General features: G+C 52.3%; 19 protein-coding genes, 1 other RNA gene and 1 pseudogene. 11 read left to right on the top strand and 10 right to left on the bottom strand.

All coding sequences use genetic code 11. From position 1 onward, the window contains the following. Positions 1–82: 82 nt before the first annotated feature. The gene (gene gltC, locus J2Z18_RS16815; protein ID WP_007127705.1) at positions 83–1021 is read right to left on the bottom strand and encodes a glutamate biosynthesis transcriptional regulator GltC; all 939 of its coding nucleotides are present in this window, start codon (positions 1019–1021) and stop codon (positions 83–85) included. An 83-nt stretch (positions 1022–1104) separates the two neighbouring features. Next, complete coding sequence (locus tag J2Z18_RS16810) at positions 1105–1719, bottom strand: rhomboid family intramembrane serine protease (protein ID WP_007127704.1); 615 nt, start codon at positions 1717–1719, stop codon at positions 1105–1107. Positions 1720–1839: 120 nt separating this feature from the next. Here J2Z18_RS16810 and tpx point away from each other — a divergent pair, with 120 nt between their 5' ends. Further along, positions 1840–2358, top strand: coding sequence for a thiol peroxidase (gene tpx, locus J2Z18_RS16805; protein ID WP_007127703.1), 519 nt, complete (start codon positions 1840–1842; stop codon positions 2356–2358). Positions 2359–2443: 85 nt separating this feature from the next. On the opposite strand, the gene J2Z18_RS16800 is transcribed toward tpx, so the two are convergent. The 3 genes from J2Z18_RS16800 to J2Z18_RS16790 form a co-directional block, all read right to left on the bottom strand. After that, positions 2444–2836, bottom strand: a complete 393-nt coding sequence (locus J2Z18_RS16800; RefSeq protein ID WP_007127702.1) for a DUF1499 domain-containing protein — start codon at positions 2834–2836, stop codon at positions 2444–2446. A gap of 143 nt (positions 2837–2979) precedes the next feature. Beyond that, positions 2980–3171, bottom strand: a non-coding RNA gene (gene ssrS / locus J2Z18_RS16795) — 6S RNA. Between the two features lie 35 nt (positions 3172–3206). Beyond that, positions 3207–4022 carry a YesL family protein gene (locus J2Z18_RS16790; protein ID WP_007127701.1) on the bottom strand — a complete coding sequence of 272 codons (816 nt, stop codon included), beginning with the start codon at positions 4020–4022 and terminating at the stop codon, positions 3207–3209. A 189-nt stretch (positions 4023–4211) separates the two neighbouring features. Between J2Z18_RS16790 and J2Z18_RS16785 the strand changes: the two genes are divergently transcribed. Next, positions 4212–4310, top strand: coding sequence for a hypothetical protein (locus J2Z18_RS16785; RefSeq protein ID WP_007127700.1), 99 nt, complete (start codon positions 4212–4214; stop codon positions 4308–4310). Positions 4311–4473: 163 nt separating this feature from the next. Here J2Z18_RS16785 and cshA read toward each other — a convergent pair whose 3' ends face one another. After that, a complete protein-coding gene (gene cshA, locus J2Z18_RS16780; RefSeq protein ID WP_007127699.1) occupies positions 4474–6063 on the bottom strand; it encodes a degradosome RNA helicase CshA in 1590 nt (529 codons plus the stop codon). A 289-nt stretch (positions 6064–6352) separates the two neighbouring features. On the opposite strand from cshA, the gene J2Z18_RS16775 reads away from it, so the two are divergent. From J2Z18_RS16775 to J2Z18_RS16760, 4 genes are all read left to right on the top strand, one after another. Further along, positions 6353–7174 (top strand): YitT family protein, encoded by an 822-nt coding sequence (locus tag J2Z18_RS16775; RefSeq protein WP_007127698.1) that lies wholly within the window; start codon positions 6353–6355, stop codon positions 7172–7174. Positions 7175–7333: 159 nt separating this feature from the next. Continuing rightward, positions 7334–7528, top strand: coding sequence for a hypothetical protein (locus tag J2Z18_RS16770; protein ID WP_007127697.1), 195 nt, complete (start codon positions 7334–7336; stop codon positions 7526–7528). Between the two features lie 417 nt (positions 7529–7945). Further along, positions 7946–9133, top strand: coding sequence for a putative glycoside hydrolase (locus J2Z18_RS16765; RefSeq protein WP_210095057.1), 1188 nt, complete (start codon positions 7946–7948; stop codon positions 9131–9133). Between the two features lie 344 nt (positions 9134–9477). Next, positions 9478–10872 (top strand): MATE family efflux transporter, encoded by a 1395-nt coding sequence (locus J2Z18_RS16760; RefSeq protein ID WP_210095061.1) that lies wholly within the window; start codon positions 9478–9480, stop codon positions 10870–10872. Between the two features lie 98 nt (positions 10873–10970). Here the strand turns inward: J2Z18_RS16760 and pfkA are convergent, their stop codons facing one another. From pfkA to J2Z18_RS16745, 3 genes are all read right to left on the bottom strand, one after another. Next, positions 10971–11942, bottom strand: a complete 972-nt coding sequence (gene pfkA, locus J2Z18_RS16755; protein WP_007127694.1) for a 6-phosphofructokinase — start codon at positions 11940–11942, stop codon at positions 10971–10973. A gap of 23 nt (positions 11943–11965) precedes the next feature. Next, complete coding sequence (locus J2Z18_RS16750) at positions 11966–13048, bottom strand: tetraprenyl-beta-curcumene synthase family protein (RefSeq protein WP_007127693.1); 1083 nt, start codon at positions 13046–13048, stop codon at positions 11966–11968. A gap of 284 nt (positions 13049–13332) precedes the next feature. Continuing rightward, positions 13333–13530, bottom strand: coding sequence for a cold-shock protein (locus tag J2Z18_RS16745; RefSeq protein ID WP_028405178.1), 198 nt, complete (start codon positions 13528–13530; stop codon positions 13333–13335). Between the two features lie 196 nt (positions 13531–13726). Between J2Z18_RS16745 and J2Z18_RS16740 the strand changes: the two genes are divergently transcribed. The 5 genes from J2Z18_RS16740 (at position 13727) to J2Z18_RS16720 (ending at position 17710) form a co-directional block, all read left to right on the top strand. Further along, the gene (locus J2Z18_RS16740; protein WP_007127692.1) at positions 13727–13960 is read left to right on the top strand and encodes a hypothetical protein; all 234 of its coding nucleotides are present in this window, start codon (positions 13727–13729) and stop codon (positions 13958–13960) included. 3 nt (positions 13961–13963) lie between these two features. Next, complete coding sequence (locus J2Z18_RS16735; RefSeq protein WP_007127691.1) at positions 13964–14146, top strand: hypothetical protein; 183 nt, start codon at positions 13964–13966, stop codon at positions 14144–14146. A 201-nt stretch (positions 14147–14347) separates the two neighbouring features. Then, positions 14348–16138 (top strand): oligoendopeptidase F, encoded by a 1791-nt coding sequence (pepF, locus tag J2Z18_RS16730; protein WP_007127690.1) that lies wholly within the window; start codon positions 14348–14350, stop codon positions 16136–16138. Between the two features lie 110 nt (positions 16139–16248). Beyond that, a complete protein-coding gene (locus J2Z18_RS16725) occupies positions 16249–16587 on the top strand; it encodes a LapA family protein (protein ID WP_007127689.1) in 339 nt (112 codons plus the stop codon). Positions 16588–16675: 88 nt separating this feature from the next. Then, positions 16676–17710 (top strand): M42 family metallopeptidase, encoded by a 1035-nt coding sequence (locus tag J2Z18_RS16720; protein WP_007127688.1) that lies wholly within the window; start codon positions 16676–16678, stop codon positions 17708–17710. Between the two features lie 93 nt (positions 17711–17803). Here the strand turns inward: J2Z18_RS16720 and J2Z18_RS16715 are convergent. After that, positions 17804–19780, bottom strand: a pseudogene (locus tag J2Z18_RS16715) (ABC-F family ATP-binding cassette domain-containing protein). Positions 19781–19827: the final 47 nt, after the last annotated feature.

Raw genomic sequence — 19827 nt, 5'->3', positions numbered from 1 at the left:
TTACAGCCGCTACCGGCGTAAAGGGAAGCCCTTTTTCTGTGGAAACTTATGATAATTCGAATAACGAACCGCAATGCGCTAACTAGGGAGATGAAACCGACTCCCCTTCTTCTCCTTCCGGCTTGACGGATGGATCAATCCCGAAATATTGAAGGAGGAATGTGCGGAAGGCCTGGGCAACAGGCGGAAGCTTCTCATCCGCGCGATGAATCAGGCCGATTGAACGCGTAACCTTCGGTTCGGAAATCTGAACACGGGCCGGCTGAAGCGGGTTGGTCTGAAACAGCGCCATTTCGGGGAGCAGACTAACCCCCATGCCGGCTGCAACCAGTCCCCGAATCGTATCCGTCTCTTCCCCCTCGAAGGCGATCTTCGGGGTGAATCCGGCTTCCAGACAAGCATGCCAGACGATCGGACGGAGGGAGTAGCCTTTGCTGAACAGCACAAACCGCTCATCCTTGAGCTGCTCCAGCTTGATCGACTTCTCGCCGGCCAGCGGATGATTCGGAGGCAGGATCGCGAACAGCTCCTCCGTCAGCACGATATCTCCATCCACCTGCTCATGCCGTTCCGGAAACGGCGACACGAAGGCCAGATCCACCTCCGCCGTCACCACATCCCGGATCAGCGTCGGAAACATGCCTTGCTTGAACCGGAATTTGACGTTCGGATACTTCTTCCGAAACTCGGCTACAATCGAAGGAATCAAGTGTATGCCAAGGCTGTGAGGAAATCCGATGCGAATCTCCCCTTGCTCCGGGTCCAGAAATTCATGAATTTCGACGACCGCCCGCTCCAAGTCTTTCATGATGCTTTCCACCCGTTTGCAAAAAAGCTGTCCGACCGGAGTCAGCTGCAGATTCCGGCCCTTCTGCATGAACAAATTAACACCCAGCTCTTCTTCCAATTGATGAATCTGACGGCTGACGGCTGACTGAGCCACATGAAGCTCCTCCGCCGCTTGGGTAACGTGTTCCTTCTGCGCAACCTTTACAAAGTATTGCAACTGTCGTAATTCCACGCCTTTTATCGCTCCATTCTCATTCCCTAGAAAACTTTATCGGATCATTCATTATATTTGTTACAGCACCTCTACAGATCTGATTAAGTCCTCTGCTTAAATAATCGAATCATCAGACCATAGAGGAAAAACCCGCCGATCAGTCCGCCGAAATGCGCGACGAGGCTGATTCCCGGCGTAAAGGAGAGGACAATCCCTAAGATCAGCAAAGTGAACAATGTCCTGCGCGACGCCATGTCCATGACATGCCGTTGAAAGAGCGCAATATACAGATAGGCTCCGTAGGCCCCGTAGATGGCGCCTGACGCGCCCACAAGAGTCTCATAGCCTTCCATACGGCCGTAATAAGCCAGGGCGATCACGTTCCCCAGAATGCCGCTGAGCAGGTAGAGCAGCCCGAACTTCCAGCTTCCCATAATGCGCTCCAGCGGCGGGACGAAGACGAGCAGGGCAAAGCTGTTAAACAGCAGGTGATCGAACCCGTTGTGCAAAAACATCGCCGTCACGTAACGCCAAGGTTCCCCCGTAAATTGCGGCAGATCCGTCAGCGCCCCGTATTTCAGCAGCGTGATCGGATTTCGGGAGCCGCCGTCGAAGACCGTAATAAAGAACATCACCAGGTTTGCAACCAGCAGCAGCGAAGTGACGGGATAATAACGGAGATAGCTTCTCCAGTTCTCATAACGAACAAATATCATAGCATCCTCCTCTTCCAAGCCAAACAGGACGTCCGGAAAGTGGACATATCCTTTTTAAAAAGATTATAATGTACCATGAACCTGATCACCAAACTTTGATATCCAAGGAGGAGATTTCTCATGGCTCAAGAACGCACGGGGGCTGCCACATTCAAGGGCAATCCTATTACACTTATCGGACCTCAGCTTAAGGTTGGCGATTCGGCACCTGATTTCACGGTGAGCAAAAACCTGCTGGAGGATGCATCCCTTAAGGACTTTGCAGGCAAAATCAAGCTGATCAGCGTCGTCCCTTCCCTCGACACCGGCGTATGCGATGCGCAGACCCGCCGCTTCAACGAAGAAGCCGCAGGGCTCGGAGACGACGTTGTCGTGCTGACGATCAGCGCCGACCTGCCGTTCGCCCAAGCCCGCTGGTGCGGAGCAGCCGGCGTCGACCGTGTCATTACACTGTCGGACTACAAATCCCGTTCTTTCGGGGAAGCCTACGGCGTGCTCATCAAGGAATTCCAGCTTGATATGCGCTCGATCTTCGTGGTCGACAAGGAAGACAAGATCGCCTATGTGGAATACCTCGGTGAAATGACAGAGCATCCGAACTACGAAGCGGCCGTCGATGCCGTGAAGTCTCTTCGATAGAACCGCTTAGCCGCGGTTACATACGAAAATAAAAGCATCACCTTTAAAAAAGCGGGAGAGCAGCTCTCCCGCTTTTATCTATTGCCTAAGCATCCACTTTATACTTGCCGAGCTTCTTGTCCAGCACAGCGTACAGGTTCAGGATGACCCGGTAATTCGCCCCCAGGTCGCCCAGCGAGCCGCGGGAGGCCGAATACATATCAACTGCGCTGCGTACGGGACTGATGCCCAGCACGGATACGGTAATGTCCAGCGTTCGTCCGAAGGACGTTCTTTTCTCGAGTGTGATTTCTCCAACGGACTTTACTTCATGCAGCACTTTATAGCCCGGAATTTTTTTGAGTGTCGAGGTAACCTCTTCAAAACACTTTTCTTTTGAAAGATTGTAATAACGCGTCTTCAGCTTGGGATCTTTCGCACGGTCGCTTGTGCCGTCATAGCTGCGCACGATACCGATTAGAACTCGTTTTAATGACAAAGACCGTTCCTCCTTTATAAATGACCGTTCCTTTACCTACTAGTTTAACATTGTTTAGGCTTTCAGCAAACCTTTATATCCAGCAAAAAAAGGCATCTCTTCACTTCGGATTCGAAATAAAGAGATGCCGCTTCATAATCAGTACGAAACCCGCCTATGCCGTCCGGTAAACATTGTCTTCGAACCTGCTTAAGCAGGTGGGTGACCGCAGAACCGCTTATGAATTCCCCTTGTCATATAGACAGGGCTTTCCAGCCACGGTTACATATTGATCTCCCTAGACATCGTCATTGGTTCAAAACAACGGAAAACCGAAACGAACATCGCAGGATGTAGTCTTATTATAGGGGGTTTTGCCGCAAAAGTAAACCTATGAATTTCGCGGTTTCGATCCTTTATCCTCGGTTTTGACGTTATCCATGCTTTCGAGCAGCGCCTGCTCCGTCTCCGATTCCTCTTCCTCGGCTTGTCTCATCTTCTCCTGCTGCTCCTGCATCTTGGTAAACGTTGCATAGAAGTTAAAGAACGCGAACAATGCCATCAGGCAGAAGAGGAAGAACACGAACAGCACAGGCATTTGCGTGCCGATATATACCAAGATAGCGCTTCCGGCAAGCGTCGAAAACACCCGGAACGGACGAATCAAGGTCAGCAGGACCGCATTTTTCAGAAGCTGGGTCGTCTTCATCTCATAATGGACCGTCATGGAAAAGAAATTAAACAACGAGACGAACAGCACGATGAGCAGCACCAGCATAACGATGCCGACGAGCTGAAAGCCGTCTCCAAGCTGCGTCATATACACCGTATAATCCACATACATAATCACGAACAGCAGGGTGTAGACGAATCCGCCGATCATGCTTTGCTTATAATTTTCCTTATAGCCCTTGAAAAACGTTTTAAATACAGGTACATCCGGGTTCCCCATCACCCACTTGCGGACTACGGTAAAAAGGGCAGCGGTTGCAGGGAACAGCACAAAAGGCGACAAGATCCCCAAAATCCAGTTCGACAGCAGCTGCTCGTTATGAGCATCCGGCGTCTGGACGGCCATCAGGAATTTGGTCAGTACGATAAACAGGAATGGCGATGTGCATAAAACCCATAAAATATTAGAAAACGCGATGCGGGTAATCCATTCGGTGAGCTTATATAAGCCACCCATGGCTCCTTTCATTTCCAAATCTTTTCCTCCTCACTCAAAGCATGCATGTATCTATTAATATACCTTATATCGCATAGGCATGACCAGAGCCTAATTTGCGGCGGTCTGGGTGAATATCCAATCGCATAACCTGATATCACCATAGGATATCTCGTAATCCATTCAAATCAATGCTTCAATTCTCACTAATCAGAGGAGGGAATATGCATGTCTAACGTAGGCGGTTACGGTTATGGCGGAACTACTGGAGTAGTTCTGGTTCTCTTCATCCTGCTTGTTATTATCCTTAGCACATTCTATATCTAATGGATGAATTAGCAGCTTAAATGCATGATACAGCTAAGCTAAACACCATTGAACTCGTAAAAAAAGACGAAGCGCCTCTGCCCCATGCGAATGCGGGCAGGTGCTTCGTCTTTTTCATTCCATTCAAGCGATGGCCAGCGGGCTATTGCCGCTGCCGATCGGATTACTCGTCTCCGCTGCGGTTCGGACGGCGTTCGCCGCCGCCGCTGTAGCTGCGCTGCTTACGTTCGCCGCTGTTGTTGCGGTCACGGTTGTAGCCGCCATCGCGGTTATTGTAGCTGCCGCCTCCGTCACGACCGTAGCCGCCCTTGGAGTAGCCTCCGCGGTTGCCGCCACCGCCTTCGCGGTTACCGCGATAGCCTCCGCTGCGGCCGTTATAACCGCCGCTAGGCTTGCGTCCGCTGCGGATGTCCGGCTTCCGGCGCTTCGCGCGAATCGGATCCTCCGGCGTAAGGTGGATATCGGCTGCTTCCTTCTTGTCTCCGGTCAGGAGCTTCATCGCAGCTGCAAGCAGCTGAACGGAGTCATACTGCTCCAGAAGCTGGATGGCAAGCCCTTTATATTCGGTCAGCTCGCCTTGGTCGATGATTTCCAATACGCGTTCAGCGATGACGCGCTGCTTGCCTTCAATGGCTTCGGCCATCGTTGGCAGCGGCTTGCGCGGAATCCGGTGACGGGTAACGCGCTCGATGAAGTACAGATGATCCATTTCACGCGGGGTAACAAAGGACCATGCCGTTCCTTCTTTCCCTGCGCGGCCCGTACGGCCGATACGGTGTACATAGCTTTCCGGATCCTGCGGCAAGTCGAAGTTGACGACATGCGTTACGCCGGATACGTCCAGACCCCGAGCGGCTACGTCGGTTGCTACCAGCACATCGATGCTGCCGTCGCGGAACTTGCGCATAACGGTGTCGCGCTGGTGCTGAGACAAGTCGCCATGGAGGCCGTCTGCGGAATAACCGCGTTTTTGCAGCGCTTCGGCCAATTCGTCTACACGGCGCTTCGTGCGGCCGAATACAATCGCCAGCTCAGGCGATTCCATATCGAGGAGACGGCTCAGCGCCTCGAACTTCTGACGCTCAGGAACCTCGATGTAGGCTTGGTCGATCAGCGGTGCGCTCACATGCTTAGGAATGACGGATACATGCTCCGGATCCTTCAGGAACTGGGAAGCCAGCTTCTGGATGTTCGGAGGCATCGTTGCGGAGAACAGCAGGGTTTGGCGATTTTCCGGTACCAGCTTCAGGATGGATTGGATATCATCCATGAAGCCCATGTCCAGCATTTCATCCGCTTCGTCCAGCACGACGGTTTGAACATCGTCAAGCCGGATGGTCTTCCGGTTAATGTGGTCAAGCAATCGGCCAGGTGTGCCGATAATAATTTGAGGCTTCTTTTTCAAAGCGCGAATTTGCCGGCCTATATCTTGTCCGCCGTAAATCGCAAGGGAGCGGATCCCTTTAAATCTGGACAATTTGCCGATCTCTTCGGCAACCTGAATGGCGAGCTCGCGGGTTGGCGTCATGACGAGAGCGACGATCCGCTCTTCTTCTTTCGCGATTTTGTGAATAAGAGGAAGGCCGAATGCTGCGGTCTTACCGGTACCTGTCTGTGCTTGTCCGATCATGTCCTTTCCGGTGAGGGCAATCGGGATGGATTGGGATTGAATCGGTGTCGCTTCTTCAAATCCAAGTTCCGTAATCGCTTGAAGCACTCGGGGCTCCAAGCCAAAATCTGCAAAATTTTTCAATAGGTTCATACTCCTTCTATCTGTGGACTCCACTTTCTTCTCTGTATTCTTAAGTAGTGGTAACGTTTATAGGCTTTCCCGGCCAGCAGGATTTTCTGCATGAGGTGAACCGGTATATTTCTCTCTGATCACCAGCGGTGTAACTGGTTAATGTATAATCATCCTGATAAGCTTCCAAAAAGTTATCATTGTAACGGACTACTCAAGAATATCCAATACATTATATCACAAAACATTTCTGGAATACCAGCAAGCTTCAAGAAGTCATAATAACCGGGAGGTGATTCCTATGTTGAAGCGTCTATGGACCTACTTCTCCATCCTATTCGGCGGCATCATCATTGCCGCAGGCTTCAATCTGTTTCTGATTCCGCACCATCTGCTCAGCGGCGGCGTTTCCGGCGTTGCCATGCTGATCGGTTATTTCACGCCGCTTAATATCAGCATCCTGTACTTCGTGCTCAACATTCCCATCCTCCTTGCAGGGTGGTTCCAGCTTGGAAAACATTTTGTCGTGCTCAGCGTGCTCTCGGTCCTCGTGACAACGGTGTTTCTCGAGATCATTCCGGTCAGCGCCGTCGCCACCGACATGCTCCTCTCCGCCGTCTTCGGAGGAATCCTGGTCGGCTTCGGAACCGGCCTGTCCTTCCGGGTCGGCGGCTCGACCGGGGGATTTGACATCATCGGCTCCATCGTCACGAAATATCGCGACTTTCCGGTCGGCAGCGTCCTGGTATCGCTGAACGCCATCGTTATCCTGGCCGTCACTTATCTCGAGAACGACTGGAACCTCGCGCTTGCCTCCATGGTGTCCATTTACCTGGCGGGCAAAATGATCGATATGCTGCACATCAGCCATATCAAAGTGACCGTGTTCATTGTAACGAATCAGACCGAGGCCCTGCTGGAGAAGCTGCTCAAGCGCCCACGGGGCGTTACGAAGATCAAAACCCAGGGGGCGTTCAGCCACAAGGAGAAGGACATGCTGATGACGGTCACGACGAAATACGAGCTCGCTGAATTAAAGCATATCATTACACAGACTGATCCGGACGCCTTCGTCAACATCGTGGAGACGGTTGCGGTGATGGGACAGTTCCGCAAGAACTAATTGCCAAGATGAAAACACGGCAATTTTTGTGGTATAATATGAATGCCAGGTTCCTACAATATTCATGAGCTACTCTTCGTTGCCCCAATTTTAATGTTTTTCCGTTTTACAATAAGAACGTCCTGCCTGACCAAATTTGGAAGGAGAGGGTGATTTTTTATGGAAATGGAAACGGTAAAATTGTCACAGATCGTCATGAAGTGGTTCCCGGAAATGATTCCGTTCTTCAGACAGAGCGAGCTAAATTCCATGATCGTTTTGAGGGACGGGCTGAATATTTTGGAGCAGGATGACGCTTTGGAAATTATTCAGTACAGCATTTGCGAACACCAAAGCCACACGCTGCTGCATTAATGGAATATCCGCTTGAAATATTTGCAAGATCAATGCCGTTGTTCACCGGTGCATGCCGCTGAACAGCGGCATTTTTTGCCCGAATTCTCCTACGACGACAGCCCGGCTTGGCCAAGCTTAAGCCCCTCATCCTAAACATTATCGCTCGTCTTTGCCGGTGCATTTCTAAAATCCGATGCAGGATCGTTGATCTAGGCGATCCGTCTGCAATTAACTGTCCTCCCTTCAATTTCCTATCGTAATTATGTCCACTTTCGGTAAATATGGAAAAGTCGTTTAAATTGCCCTTCACCCGTTTAATGAACCAATACCGCATGCTTTAGCTCCATATCTTGGGCGAATGTAACAAACCTGTTCTTTTTGAAAGCTGCGGTTCCATTATAATCATGGTGAATGTAGACAAGGGAGAGAGTAATTATGAACATCATCTTGGCATTTTTCATCTTGGCTGCCGCGGGCTTTGGCGGCTCCGGCGCGCAGGAGAGCCCGCTTACAACCCAATTGCAGGCTTCCTGGAACTCCGCCGTGATTCAGAGCATGCATCAAAATCAGGGGAAGGGTCAGGGACAGAACGGCATCAAGCCGAATACGACCGAGATCGACCCGCAAGTCGACGCACCGAAAGTCAAAGGCATTTATGTAACAGCTTACAGTGCCGGCGGCTCCAGAATGACACAGCTTATTGACCTGATGGACACAACGGAGCTGAACGCCATGGTCATCGATATCAAGGACGACGAAGGCTACATAACGTACAAAACCGATAATCCGAAGCTTCAAAAGCTTGGAAAGTCCCAGCCCTTTATCAAGGATATCCATCAGCTGATGAAACGGCTGGAGAAGCATGACATTTATCCGATCGCCCGTGTCGTCGTGTTCAAGGATACGATCCTGGCCAAGAAGAATCCGGAGCTGTCCTTCCGCAAAGGAGACGGCACCGTGTGGACCAACGGCGGCGGAGACAGCTTCGTCAATCCGTACAGCAAAGAGGTATGGGATTACAATATCGAAATCGCCAAAGAAGCAGCCAAGCTCGGCTTTAAGGAGATCCAGTTCGACTATGTCCGGTTCCCGGAAGGCTTTGAGAAGCGGGCCGACGCTTTGAAGTATGTGAAAACCGAGCAGTCCCGCGTCGATGTCGTATCGGATTTCGTCCAGTATGCCCGTGAAGAGCTTGCACCGCTCGGCATCCGCGTTTCCGTCGATATTTTCGGCTACGCGGCATCGGTACCGGCAGCAGAAGGAATCGGCCAGGATTTTGTAAAGATATCGAATAATGTGGATATTATCAGCCCGATGGTATACCCGAGCCACTACACGACGGGCTGGTTCGGCGCCGAGGTGCCGGATAAGGCTCCGTACCAGACCATTAAGGGATCGATGGAGGATACCCACAAGAAACTCAAAGAGCTGGGCGACAATAAGCCGATCATCCGCCCATGGATTCAGGATTTCACGGCCAGCTGGCTGGGCAAAGGGAATTATATCAAATACGGGAAAAAGCAGATTGAAGAGCAGATTCGGGCCTTGAAAGATACCGGAGTCGACGAGTATTTGCTCTGGAACGCCTCCAACCGTTATACGGAAGGCGTGAAGTATAAATAAACCTTAAGAGCCAGGCCGATCATGCGGCCGGGCTCTTTTTCATGAGACTGCTCGAACAGGGCTGTGCTCCCATGCCTGAACGGAGAGATTGAGTTATTTCGGCCGGCATATGGACGTAAATGAACCTTTCGCTCCATTTACGAATATGGAGGCTTGGCGAAGGATTCATGTCTTGACATCGGATGCTATGATGATTGTGGGACATGCACTTTCCCGGTCCGAGCCTAAAAGGATGTCATTCTTTGGTTCTTTTACTGCGCGCGGTGTGGCACGAATCTAACGAATGGTCACCGCTCGCATTCGGACAGCGTGCAAATACTAAAGAGAGAAAGGCAATATGCAGCATGCAATCTACCACGACGATCCAGGGGAAACTGAGGCAGTTCGCCGTCATTCTCATCCCCATTCTCGTAACACAGCTGGCTTTATCCGCCATTACTTTTTTCGATACGAATATGTCCGGCAAATTCAGCTCCGTCGATCTGGCCGGCGTTGCGATCGCCACCAGCATCTGGGTTCCGGTACAGACCGGACTCAGCGGCATTCTGATGGGAATTACCCCCGTCGTCTCCCAGCTGGTCGGCGGGCGCCAGGAGAACAAGGTGGCCTATCAGGTTAACCAGGCACTGTGGCTGTCCATCTTGCTGGCCGTTATCGTGCTCGCTGCGGGATACGCCGTCGTCCCGAGCATTCTCGGAGCGATGAACCTGGAGCCTGAGGTTCGCCATGTCGCCGCGAGGTTTTTGGCCGCCATTTCGGCAGGCATTATTCCGCTGTTCGCCTATACGGTGCTCCGCTGCTTTATCGATGCCCTTGGACAAACCAAAATTTCCATGGTCATCACCCTGATTACGCTTCCGATCAACGTCGGGCTGAATGCCCTCTTTATCTATGGCTTTTGGGGCTTTCCCAGGCTTGGAGGCGTCGGGGCCGGCGTTGCATCCGCCATTACCTACTGGGCGGTGCTGGTCATTGCGATCATAACCGTCCACCGGGTGCACCCGTTTGCTGAATACGGCATCTTCCGCAGTTTCTCCAAGATTTCCTTCAGCGCTTGGAAGGGACATTTGAAGATCGGATTGCCCATCGGCTTCTCGATCTTCCTGGAAACCGCCGTGTTTGCAGCCGTAACGTTGCTGATGAGCGGCTTTGATACGGCTACGATCGCCGCGCACCAAGCAGCCTTGAACTTTGCCTCCACGCTGTACATGCTGCCGCTGAGCATCTGCATGAGCTTAACGATCCTGGTAGGCTACGAGGTCGGATCGGGTCGGATGAAGGATGCATGGCAGTACGCCAAGCTTGGGATCGGCACCGCCGTCATCCTCTCGCTGATAACGGCCGTCATTATGCTTGTTGCCGGACGCCAGGTTGCGGGCTTGTACTCGAATGAACCTGCCGTAATCGCACTCATCCAGCAGTTTCTCCTGTATGCGATCTTCTTCCAGATCTCGGACGCCATTGCGACACCGACGCAGGGAGCGCTGCGGGGGTACAAAGATGTGAATGTGGCTTTCATCCTGGCCCTCGTCTCGTTCTGGGTGATCGGCTTGCCCGTCGGATATGTACTGGCCAATTACACGGATTGGCACGCCTTCGGCTATTGGATCGGCCTCATAACGGGCCTTGCCGCCGGTGCAGCGCTTATGCTGAGGCGCCTGGTCAAGATCCAGCGCAGATTCACCGAGCAACAGATGCCTGCTCGATCAGCCGCTTCCTCGCTTCCTCATCATCAATAGCCCGATTAAAAAAGACCGTCTTCCATTGCAGCGCTTCAGCTTCTGCAATGGAAGGCGGTCTTCTTTTGGTTGTGCATTAAAGGAAATCCGTAATTCGATTACTGCGACAGACGAAGTGCCAGATCGTACAACTCTCGATTGAATTCCTTCTTCGTATTCACGACCTTGTCAATATCGGTCAGGACGAGTTCGCCTTTGATGATGCCGCACCCTTTATCCGATTCTCCGTTGATCAGGCTGCGTACGGCGAAGTCGCCGAGACGGCTGGCAAGATTGCGGTCGAACGGCGTTGGCGCACCGCCGCGCTGAATATGTCCAAGCACGGTTACGCGGGCGTCGATGGAAGCATGACATTCCTTCAGCTTGCTGACAACGTCTTCGCCCCGGCCCACGCCTTCGGCTACAATAATGATGCTGTGGCGCTTGCCCTTCGCAAAGTTCTCTCTGAGGCGCTCTGCCACCTCATCCAGGTTAAATTCCACTTCAGGGACCAAAATAGTCTCTGCGCCGGAGGCAAGCCCTGCATGCAGCGCAATGTCGCCGCAGTGGCGTCCCATGACCTCGACGACGGATGAGCGCGCATGAGAGGACATCGTGTCGCGCAATTTGTTAACCGCATCGACAACGACGCTTACCGCGGTGTCAAAGCCGATCGTGTAGTCGGTAAAGGAAATATCGTTGTCAATCGTTCCCGGCAGACCCATCGTTTTGATGCCGAGCTTGCTCAGCTTGTTAGCGCCTTGGTAAGAGCCGTCGCCGCCGATGACAACGAGTCCGTCGATGCCGTGCTGATTCAGCACATCAGCGCCCCTCTGCTGCCCTTCCGGCGTCTTGAACTCCGCGGATCGGGCCGACCGAAGAATCGTGCCTCCCCGCTGGATGATATCCCCAACACTGCGAAGATCCATCTTGATAATATCGTTCTCGAGAAGCCCCTGGTATCCGCGCTGGATCCCGTATACCTCAAGCCCATAATACAAACCGCTGCGCACCACGGCGCGAAGCGCTGCGTTCATCCCCTGGGAATCCCCGCCGCTCGTAAGAACTGCAATTTTTTTGACTGCTGTCATAATTCTTGTTTCCTCCTTCTATGTCACTCATGCTTATGCTTGCGAATCCAACGACTGTTGACGTAGAAGAACAGCCTTGTCATCGGGCTTCTCCTCATCAGGCGTTTGGACACGGTGCGAACCAGCTGCTGCTCGCTGACTTTTGGATCGGATAAATATAACGCCAGTAATCCCTCAATGATCATCCGATGAAAAGGGGTGGAGGGAATTGCTCTGACATCCTTCCGGGCCCAATCGACAATGGAAGCAATGCGGTTCAGCATCGTATCGGCATCTTCGTAGTAGTTGCAAAAGTTCAGATCGCCGCCCAGCCTGTCTTCGTCCTGATCAATCAGGTAATCCAGCATAATGTGGAGACTGCATACATTCGGAAAATAAGAGGCATGAATTCTGGATGCATCCTCATCATCCAAAAACGGATCGGTCGCAGCCAAAAACAGCATGAATACGCCCAGCGTGGATCCCGTTGCAGCAGCAAACTCATTCCACCGCAAGTGCGGCGTATGATGGGCATGCTGGGACCACCATTCAAGCAATGCAGCCTCCCGCTGATCCGGGTGGATATGCTTGTAAACCTGCAGATCCGTGTACAGCCCGGCCAATTTCCTTATGTATGGCTTTGCTGCCTCATATCCCGACAATTGGCCGATGCAGTCCCGGCATGTCTGCACCAGTCCGGCCAGATAGCCTCCATCCTCCCTCTCGGTTCGGAGCGAGTAATAATCCGCCATCTCGTCTTCAGGCGTAACGGCATCCAGCATCGATTGATGGAGCTGCCGAAAATCCGCCGGATCCAGCGAAGTGCTGCGGTCACATAAATTATCGAGATAATCGCTGATCGTCTGGTAAGCAACAATCAACGGGATGAGTATATGCTTCTCTGGCAAATTGGCGGCGGCATATACCGCGCCTCCCTGGCAGTGGAATCTTTTCGTCTCTATACTGGCCAACGCCTGCTTCCGAAGCTCCTCATCCGGAATTTGCTCAGCCTCCCGGCGCCACTTCTCCAATTCAGCCCGCACTTCCGGGAGAATATATCGGTATACCCGGCTCATCAATCCAACCGGGCTTCGCGGAACCTTGCGGCTTAGCTCTTGATTATTCAATGAACTCTGCCTCCACATGGTTGTCTTTTTTATACCTATCCAAATCAAACCTATTATAATATGATCGGTCATTTTGCACAAATAACACACGTCATTGACGGCACAAAGGCCATGGTGGAAGGCCGTTACTTCCAGCTATCCCCAAGAAGACAATCATAATATACCAACCATGATGGATCAGCTGTACCCGTGAACAGGCCATCCCACGCAAAAAAACACAGTTCTCAGGGAGAACTGTGCTTCATGCCTAGGTAATTCTATAAGATCTCCTCTTCGGAGTTAGCTTACAGTTTTGTTACGTTGGCTGCTTGAGGACCACGGTTACCTTCTGTAATTTCGAATTCTACCGCTTGACCTTCTTCCAAAGTTTTGAAACCTTCTTCTTGAATTGCGGAGAAGTGTACGAATACATCCTCGCCACCTTCAACGGAAATGAAGCCGTAACCTTTTTCTGCGTTAAACCATTTAACTGTACCTTTCAAATGAACAACCTCCTAAAAATACCGCCATCTATGGCGAATATCCATATTATATCCCATGTTTTCCGACAATGCAATCCGTCAAACCCCCAGATGGAGCTTTTTTGGACCGATATTTTTACGTCATCATGATTTGCTTTTGAGCCCTTGTGTGCGTTATCATTGACCCAAAAGCCTAAGTAGCGGACGGAGAATGCATATGATCAAAAAACATGAAATATACAAAAAAGACAAGTGGAACATGATGACGGTCGAGGTTCAGGGCCGCTACATTGTACTCCGCGAAATTTCCGACCAGTGGGGCGAAGAGACGCATACCTTCATGAGCCGGCCGGCCTTGATGGAATGGGCTAGGAATCGCTTCCCCAAAGAGGATTTCGAAGGACGGGAAGAGGAATGGCAGGACATCATGGCTTCCTTTAAGCAGGTGTAAACGATGGATACCACGAATATTGTCATCTTCATTATTTTGGCGTTCAGCCTTGGCGCCATCATGATCCTGAATCGTGACCGGATCCCGGCAAGGCTGCGCCGCGGAATGGCCCTGATTGCCGCCGCCTTCATTTTGTTTGCCTTTTACCTTATTGTATACACTTTTATTAATCTGGGTTCCTCATAATTTATAAGGATGAAAGAGCCGGGTACGCGGCATACTATCGCTCGAATGCGATGAATTCGAGGAGGTTGTGCCATGAAAGGTTCCAAGGCGCTTTGCATTACGCTGGTCCTCTGCCTGCTGCCTTGTGCCGCTGCCCGCTCCGAAGCCTATACTGAAGAAGCCCGGACTCCAAATAATACATATCATGCAAGGAGGATCTCTATGGAACAACTACTGAAACGCTCCGAAGTCCCGAAGGAGCACCAATGGAAGCTTGAGGACATGTTCGCCGATCAACAGGCATGGGACGACAGCTTTGCCAAGCTGAAGGACCTGCTGAAGAAAACGGCCGATTATCAAGGCAAATTAAACAATGCCGCTTCAATCAAGGAATGCTTCGAGCTCGAAGACGAAATTTCCTACCATGCCGAGCGTCTGTACGTATATGCTCATATGCATCATGACGAAGATACCGCGAATCCTACATATCAGGCTTTGTCCGCCAAAGCCAAAAAGCTCAATGTTGAGGTGGGCGAATCCCTCTCCTTCATTACGCCGGAAATTCTGGCCCTCTCCGATGCGGAGCTGGATCAATTGATTGCCGATCCCCTGCTGAAGGAATATCAATTCACCCTTGTTGAAATGAAGCGGGAGAAAGCCCATGTGCTCTCCAAAACCGAAGAAGCGCTTCTGGCCCAGGTCGGAAATCTATCCTCTGCGCCGCAGACCATATTCGGCATGCTGAACAACGCGGATATGAAGTTTCCGAAAATCAAGAACGAGGACGGCAAGGAAGTGGAGCTGACCCACGGGAACTACATTCAATTCCTTGAAAGTCCGAATCGCGAAGTCCGCGAGCGTGCGTTCAAAGCCGTCTACGAAACCTACGGCAAGCAGAAGAACACCTTGGCCGCGACGCTTAATGCCAATGTGAACAAGAACATCTTCTACTCGCGTGTACGAAAGTATCCGTCCGTGCTGGAGATGGCTTTATATGGCGATAACATTCCGAAGGAAGTCTACACAAACCTGATCGATACGATCCACGAGAGCCTCCCGCTCCTGCACCGCTACATGGAGCTTCGCAAGAAGCTGCTTGGCGTGGATGAGCTGCATATGTACGATTTGTTCGCGCCGCTTGTCGAAGAGTACAAGTGGGACATTACGTACGAGGAAGCGAAGCAGATGACCAAGGAAGGACTCGCCCCGCTTGGCGAGGATTACCTGAAGAGTCTGCAGGAAGGCTATGACAACGGCTGGATCGATGTCTATGAGAACGAAAACAAGCGTACAGGCGCATACAGCTGGGGCGCTTACGGCACCCATCCTTACGTGCTGCTGAACCATAAGGATAACCTGAACAGCATGTTCACCCTGGCTCACGAAATGGGGCACGCGCTGCATTCGTATTATTCCGACAACAACTTAAAATACCGTGATGCGCAGTACACGATCTTCTTGGCTGAAGTGGCTTCCACAACGAACGAAGCGCTGCTGATGGATTACCTGCTTAAGAACGCCAAGGATCCGAAACAGAAGATGTACCTGCTCACTTATTATGCCGATCAGTTCCGGACGACCGTCTTCCGGCAAACGATGTTCGCCGAATTCGAGAAGATCGTCCATGAGCGCGCCGAGAGCGGTGAATCCTTGACGGCTCAGGATCTATCGGACATTTATTACGACCTGAACGTCAAGTACCACGGTAAAGGCATGCAGGTAGACAAGGAGATCGGAATGGAGTGGGCCCGCATCCCTCACTTCTATACCAGCTTCTATGTATACAAATACGCGACCGGCTTCTCCGCTGCAACGAGCTTCTCGAAGCAAATTCTGGAAGACGGCCAGCCGGCGGTGGATCGTTACCTCGGCTTCCTTAAGAGCGGCGGCAGCGACTATTCCATTAACATCCTGAAGAAAGCCGGCGTGGATATGTCCTCGCCGGAGCCGATTCGCGAAGCGATGAGCGTTTTCGAGGATATTATCAACCAAATGGAGCAGTTGACGAAATAACGATCAAGCACTTACCCGCGTTTCAATCGATCTCAATTGACCGGTGGAATAAAATCCCTTGCCCTTGCAGGCAAGGGATTTTATACTGTGTGAGGAAGGAGGTGTTCCCAGTGAAGATTCAATGGTCATTAATCGCTGCCCTGCTGTTTGCATTAATCACGGCTGTATTTGCCGTCATCAACGTCAATCCGGTACAGGTGAATTTGCTGTTCGGTACCGTCGACATCCCGCTAATCCTGCTGATTATTGGCTGCTCGCTGATCGGGGGATTGATCGTCGGAGCATTCGGCATCTACCGCCAATATCAGATGCAGAAGGAAATCCGTTCGCTCGCAGAGCAGCTCATCCATATCCGTGAGGTTACGGGATACACCCCTGAAATGCATGCCGCGGATCACCAGCTGGAGGAAGAGCAGAAGGAAGAATCCAAGGAAGGTCCGAAGCTCTAGATAACGGTTCCTGCCTATGGATTCACATCCTATGCTTCCATTGGTTGTTCCAAGCTCATACATACAACTCCGAGGAGGCTGTTGCTAGATGTCGATACAACCGAATGAAACCTATATCCTCAATCTGTTGAAGGAATTGCTGGATACCCCAAGTCCGACCGGATATACAGGACATATCATGAAACGAATCGAAAAGGAGGCTGCCTCCCTCTCCGTCCCGCTGGCCTGGAATGAAAAAGGCGGGGCGATCCTGTCCATCACGGGACAGGATACCAGCCGTACGGTAGGCTTGAGCGGGCATGTGGATACGCTCGGCGCCATGGTTCGCGCCATCAAATCCGAAGGCACGCTGAGGCTCACTTCCGTCGGCGGTTATATGATGAACAGCATTGAGAACGAATACTGCGTCATTCACACCCGCAGCGGCAAGAAATATACGGGCACTATCCTGTCCACGCACCCATCGGTGCATGTCTACAGCGATGCCCGCGAGTTCAAACGCGAGGAAGCCAATATGGAAGTCCGAATCGATGAATGGGTTGAGTCTGCGGATGATGTGAAGAAGCTCGGCATCGGCGTCGGCGATTTCGTATCCTTCGACGCCCGTGCGGTCATTACGCCAAGCGGCTTTATCAAATCCCGGCATCTTGACGACAAGGCAAGCGTTGCTGCGCTGTTCGGCCTTCTGGAGAGCATGAAACGCGAGAATTGGAAGCCGAAATACAATGTTAAAGTACTGATCTCGAACTACGAGGAGGTCGGACACGGCGCAGCTTACATTCCTTCGGACATCAAGGAGCTCATCGCCGTGGATATGGGCTGTATCGGCGATGATTTAAGCTGCAAGGAAACCGACGTTTCGATCTGCGCCAAGGATTCCTCCGGTCCATACGATTATGAAATGACAAGCCGTCTGATCCAGCTGGCCGAACAGGAAGGCATTGCGTATGCCGTTGACGTGTACCCTCATTACGGCTCGGATGCATCGGCCGCGCTCGGCGCAGGCAGCAACATCAAAGCAGCGCTCATCGGACCGGGCGTTCACGCATCCCATGCGATGGAAAGAACGCATAAACAGGCCGTATTAAATACGGTGAAGCTGCTTGCCGCTTATGTCAAATAATCAAGATGTAAAGAAATAAGCTCCGAACCGGTAAAAAGGGACGCCCGCTACGGCCATTGGCCGACGGGCGTCCCTTTTTCATCGAACGGCGAGTTACGACTTCTTGCTCTGCTCTATCTTCTCCGCCAGCTCGTTCAAATACGTCCAGCGCTCCATCAGCCGCTCCAGCTCCTGCTCGCATGCCTCCTGTGCCTGAAGCAGCTCCTGGAGCCTCGCAGCATCGCTTCCGGCAGCCTCCATCTCGGTCTGGACAGCGGCGAGCTTATTCTCGGCTGCCTCGATCAAACCATCGATCTGTTCAAACTCCCGCTGCTCGTTGTAGCTGAACCTGAGCTTTTCACGAGGCGCTTCCTTCGCCGGGCTGCCGTTTCCGCTGCCTGCCGCCCTCCCTTCCCCCGATGGGCTTCCTGCTGCTCCTGTACCGGCGCTATCTCGGCTTCCTGATGCTCCGGATCCGGAAGCTTCCCCACCATTGCGCAGCATCCATTCCGCATACTCGCTGTATGAGCCTACGTGCACACGCACACGTCCTTGGCCTTCGAAAGCCATGATTTTATCGCCGGTACGGTCCAAGAAGAAACGATCGTGAGACACGACGATAACAACCCCGGGGAACTCATCCAAGTACTGTTCCAGGACCGACAGCGTCTGGATGTCCAGATCATTCGTCGGTTCGTCGAGCAGCAGCACATTCGGAGCGCTCATCAGCACCCGCAGCAAATATAATCTGCGTTTCTCGCCGCCCGACAGCCTTGCAATCGGCGTCCACTGCATCGCCGGAGGGAACAGGAAGCGCTCAAGCATCTGGGCTGCCGTAATCGCAGAGCCGTCTGCTGTCCGGACGACCTCCGCCTCATCTTTAATATATTCGATCACCCGCTGGCTTCCGTCCATCTCCTGATGCTCCTGGGTGAAATAACCGAGCTTCACCGTCGGACCCATCACGATATTCCCGGAATCCGGCTCAAGCCGGCCTGCGATGAGATTCAGCAGGGTCGATTTGCCGCTGCCGTTAGGACCGACGATCCCGATCCGGTCCTCAGGAACGGCAATATAGGACAGATCGTCAATAAGAACCTTGTCGCCGACCGTTTTCTAAAGCCCTTCGATCTCCAAAATCTTGCGCCCGAGCCGCGTCGAGGCAACCGAGACGTCCAGCTCGCCCGAGCTGTGGACCGGCTCCTGCTCCTTGAGCTTCTCAAACCGCTCAATTCTCGCCTTCTGCTTCGTCGTCCGGGCCTTCGCGCCGCGGCGGATCCAGGCAAGCTCATTTCGCAGCAAGTTTTGCCGCTTCTGCTCGGATGCCGCTTCCCGCTCTTCCCGCTCTGCCTTCAATTCAAGAAACCGGCTGTAGTTGGCCTCGTACCGGAATAGGCGTCCGTGGTCCAGCTCCAGCATCACGTTGGCCACGCGGTCAAGGAAGTACCGGTCATGCGTAATCATGAGGAGCGCGCCCCGGCGTTTTTGCAAATACTGCTCCAGCCAGGCTACCGATTCATTATCGATATGGTTGGTGGGCTCGTCCAAGATGAGCAAATCCGAGGGCTGAATCAATGCGGCGGCCAAAGCGACCCGCTTCCGCTGCCCGCCGGACAGCGTCCCCATCTTGGCATCATAATTCCGGATTCCGAGTTTGGACAGAATGATCTTGGCGTCGCTCTCCAGCTGCCAGGCCTGAAGATTGTCCATCTGCTGGCTCAGCTTCAGCAGCTTCTGCTGAAGCGCCTCATCATGCGGGTGGAGCTCCAGCAGCTCCATCGTTTCCGTATATTCCCGGATCGCCTTCATCTCCGGCAGCTCGCCTTCAAATACTTGCTGCAGCACCGTGTTATCGGGAGCAAATTCCGGATTTTGGGCAAGATAGCGCACCCGAATGCGTCCGCCGATCGATATTTTACCCGAATCCGGCGGCTCCAGGCCGGCGATAACCCGCAGAAAGGTGGACTTTCCCGTGCCGTTTACGCCAATGATGCCGATCTTATCCCCATCCTCCATACCGAAGGAGGCATCCTGAAACAGGATTTTCTCTCCATAGCTCTTCGTCAACTGTTCAACGGTCAAGATATTCATTCTTCTGATCCCTACTTCTGTATATAAATTTCGGTGTTCGCTTCGCT

The sequence above is a fragment of the Paenibacillus lactis genome, from assembly GCF_017873605.1.
Taxonomy (GTDB): domain Bacteria; phylum Bacillota; class Bacilli; order Paenibacillales; family Paenibacillaceae; genus Paenibacillus_AQ; species Paenibacillus_AQ lactis.
The sequence above is the reverse complement of the archived record's forward strand: the minus strand, read 5'-3'. Positions and strand labels throughout refer to the sequence as shown.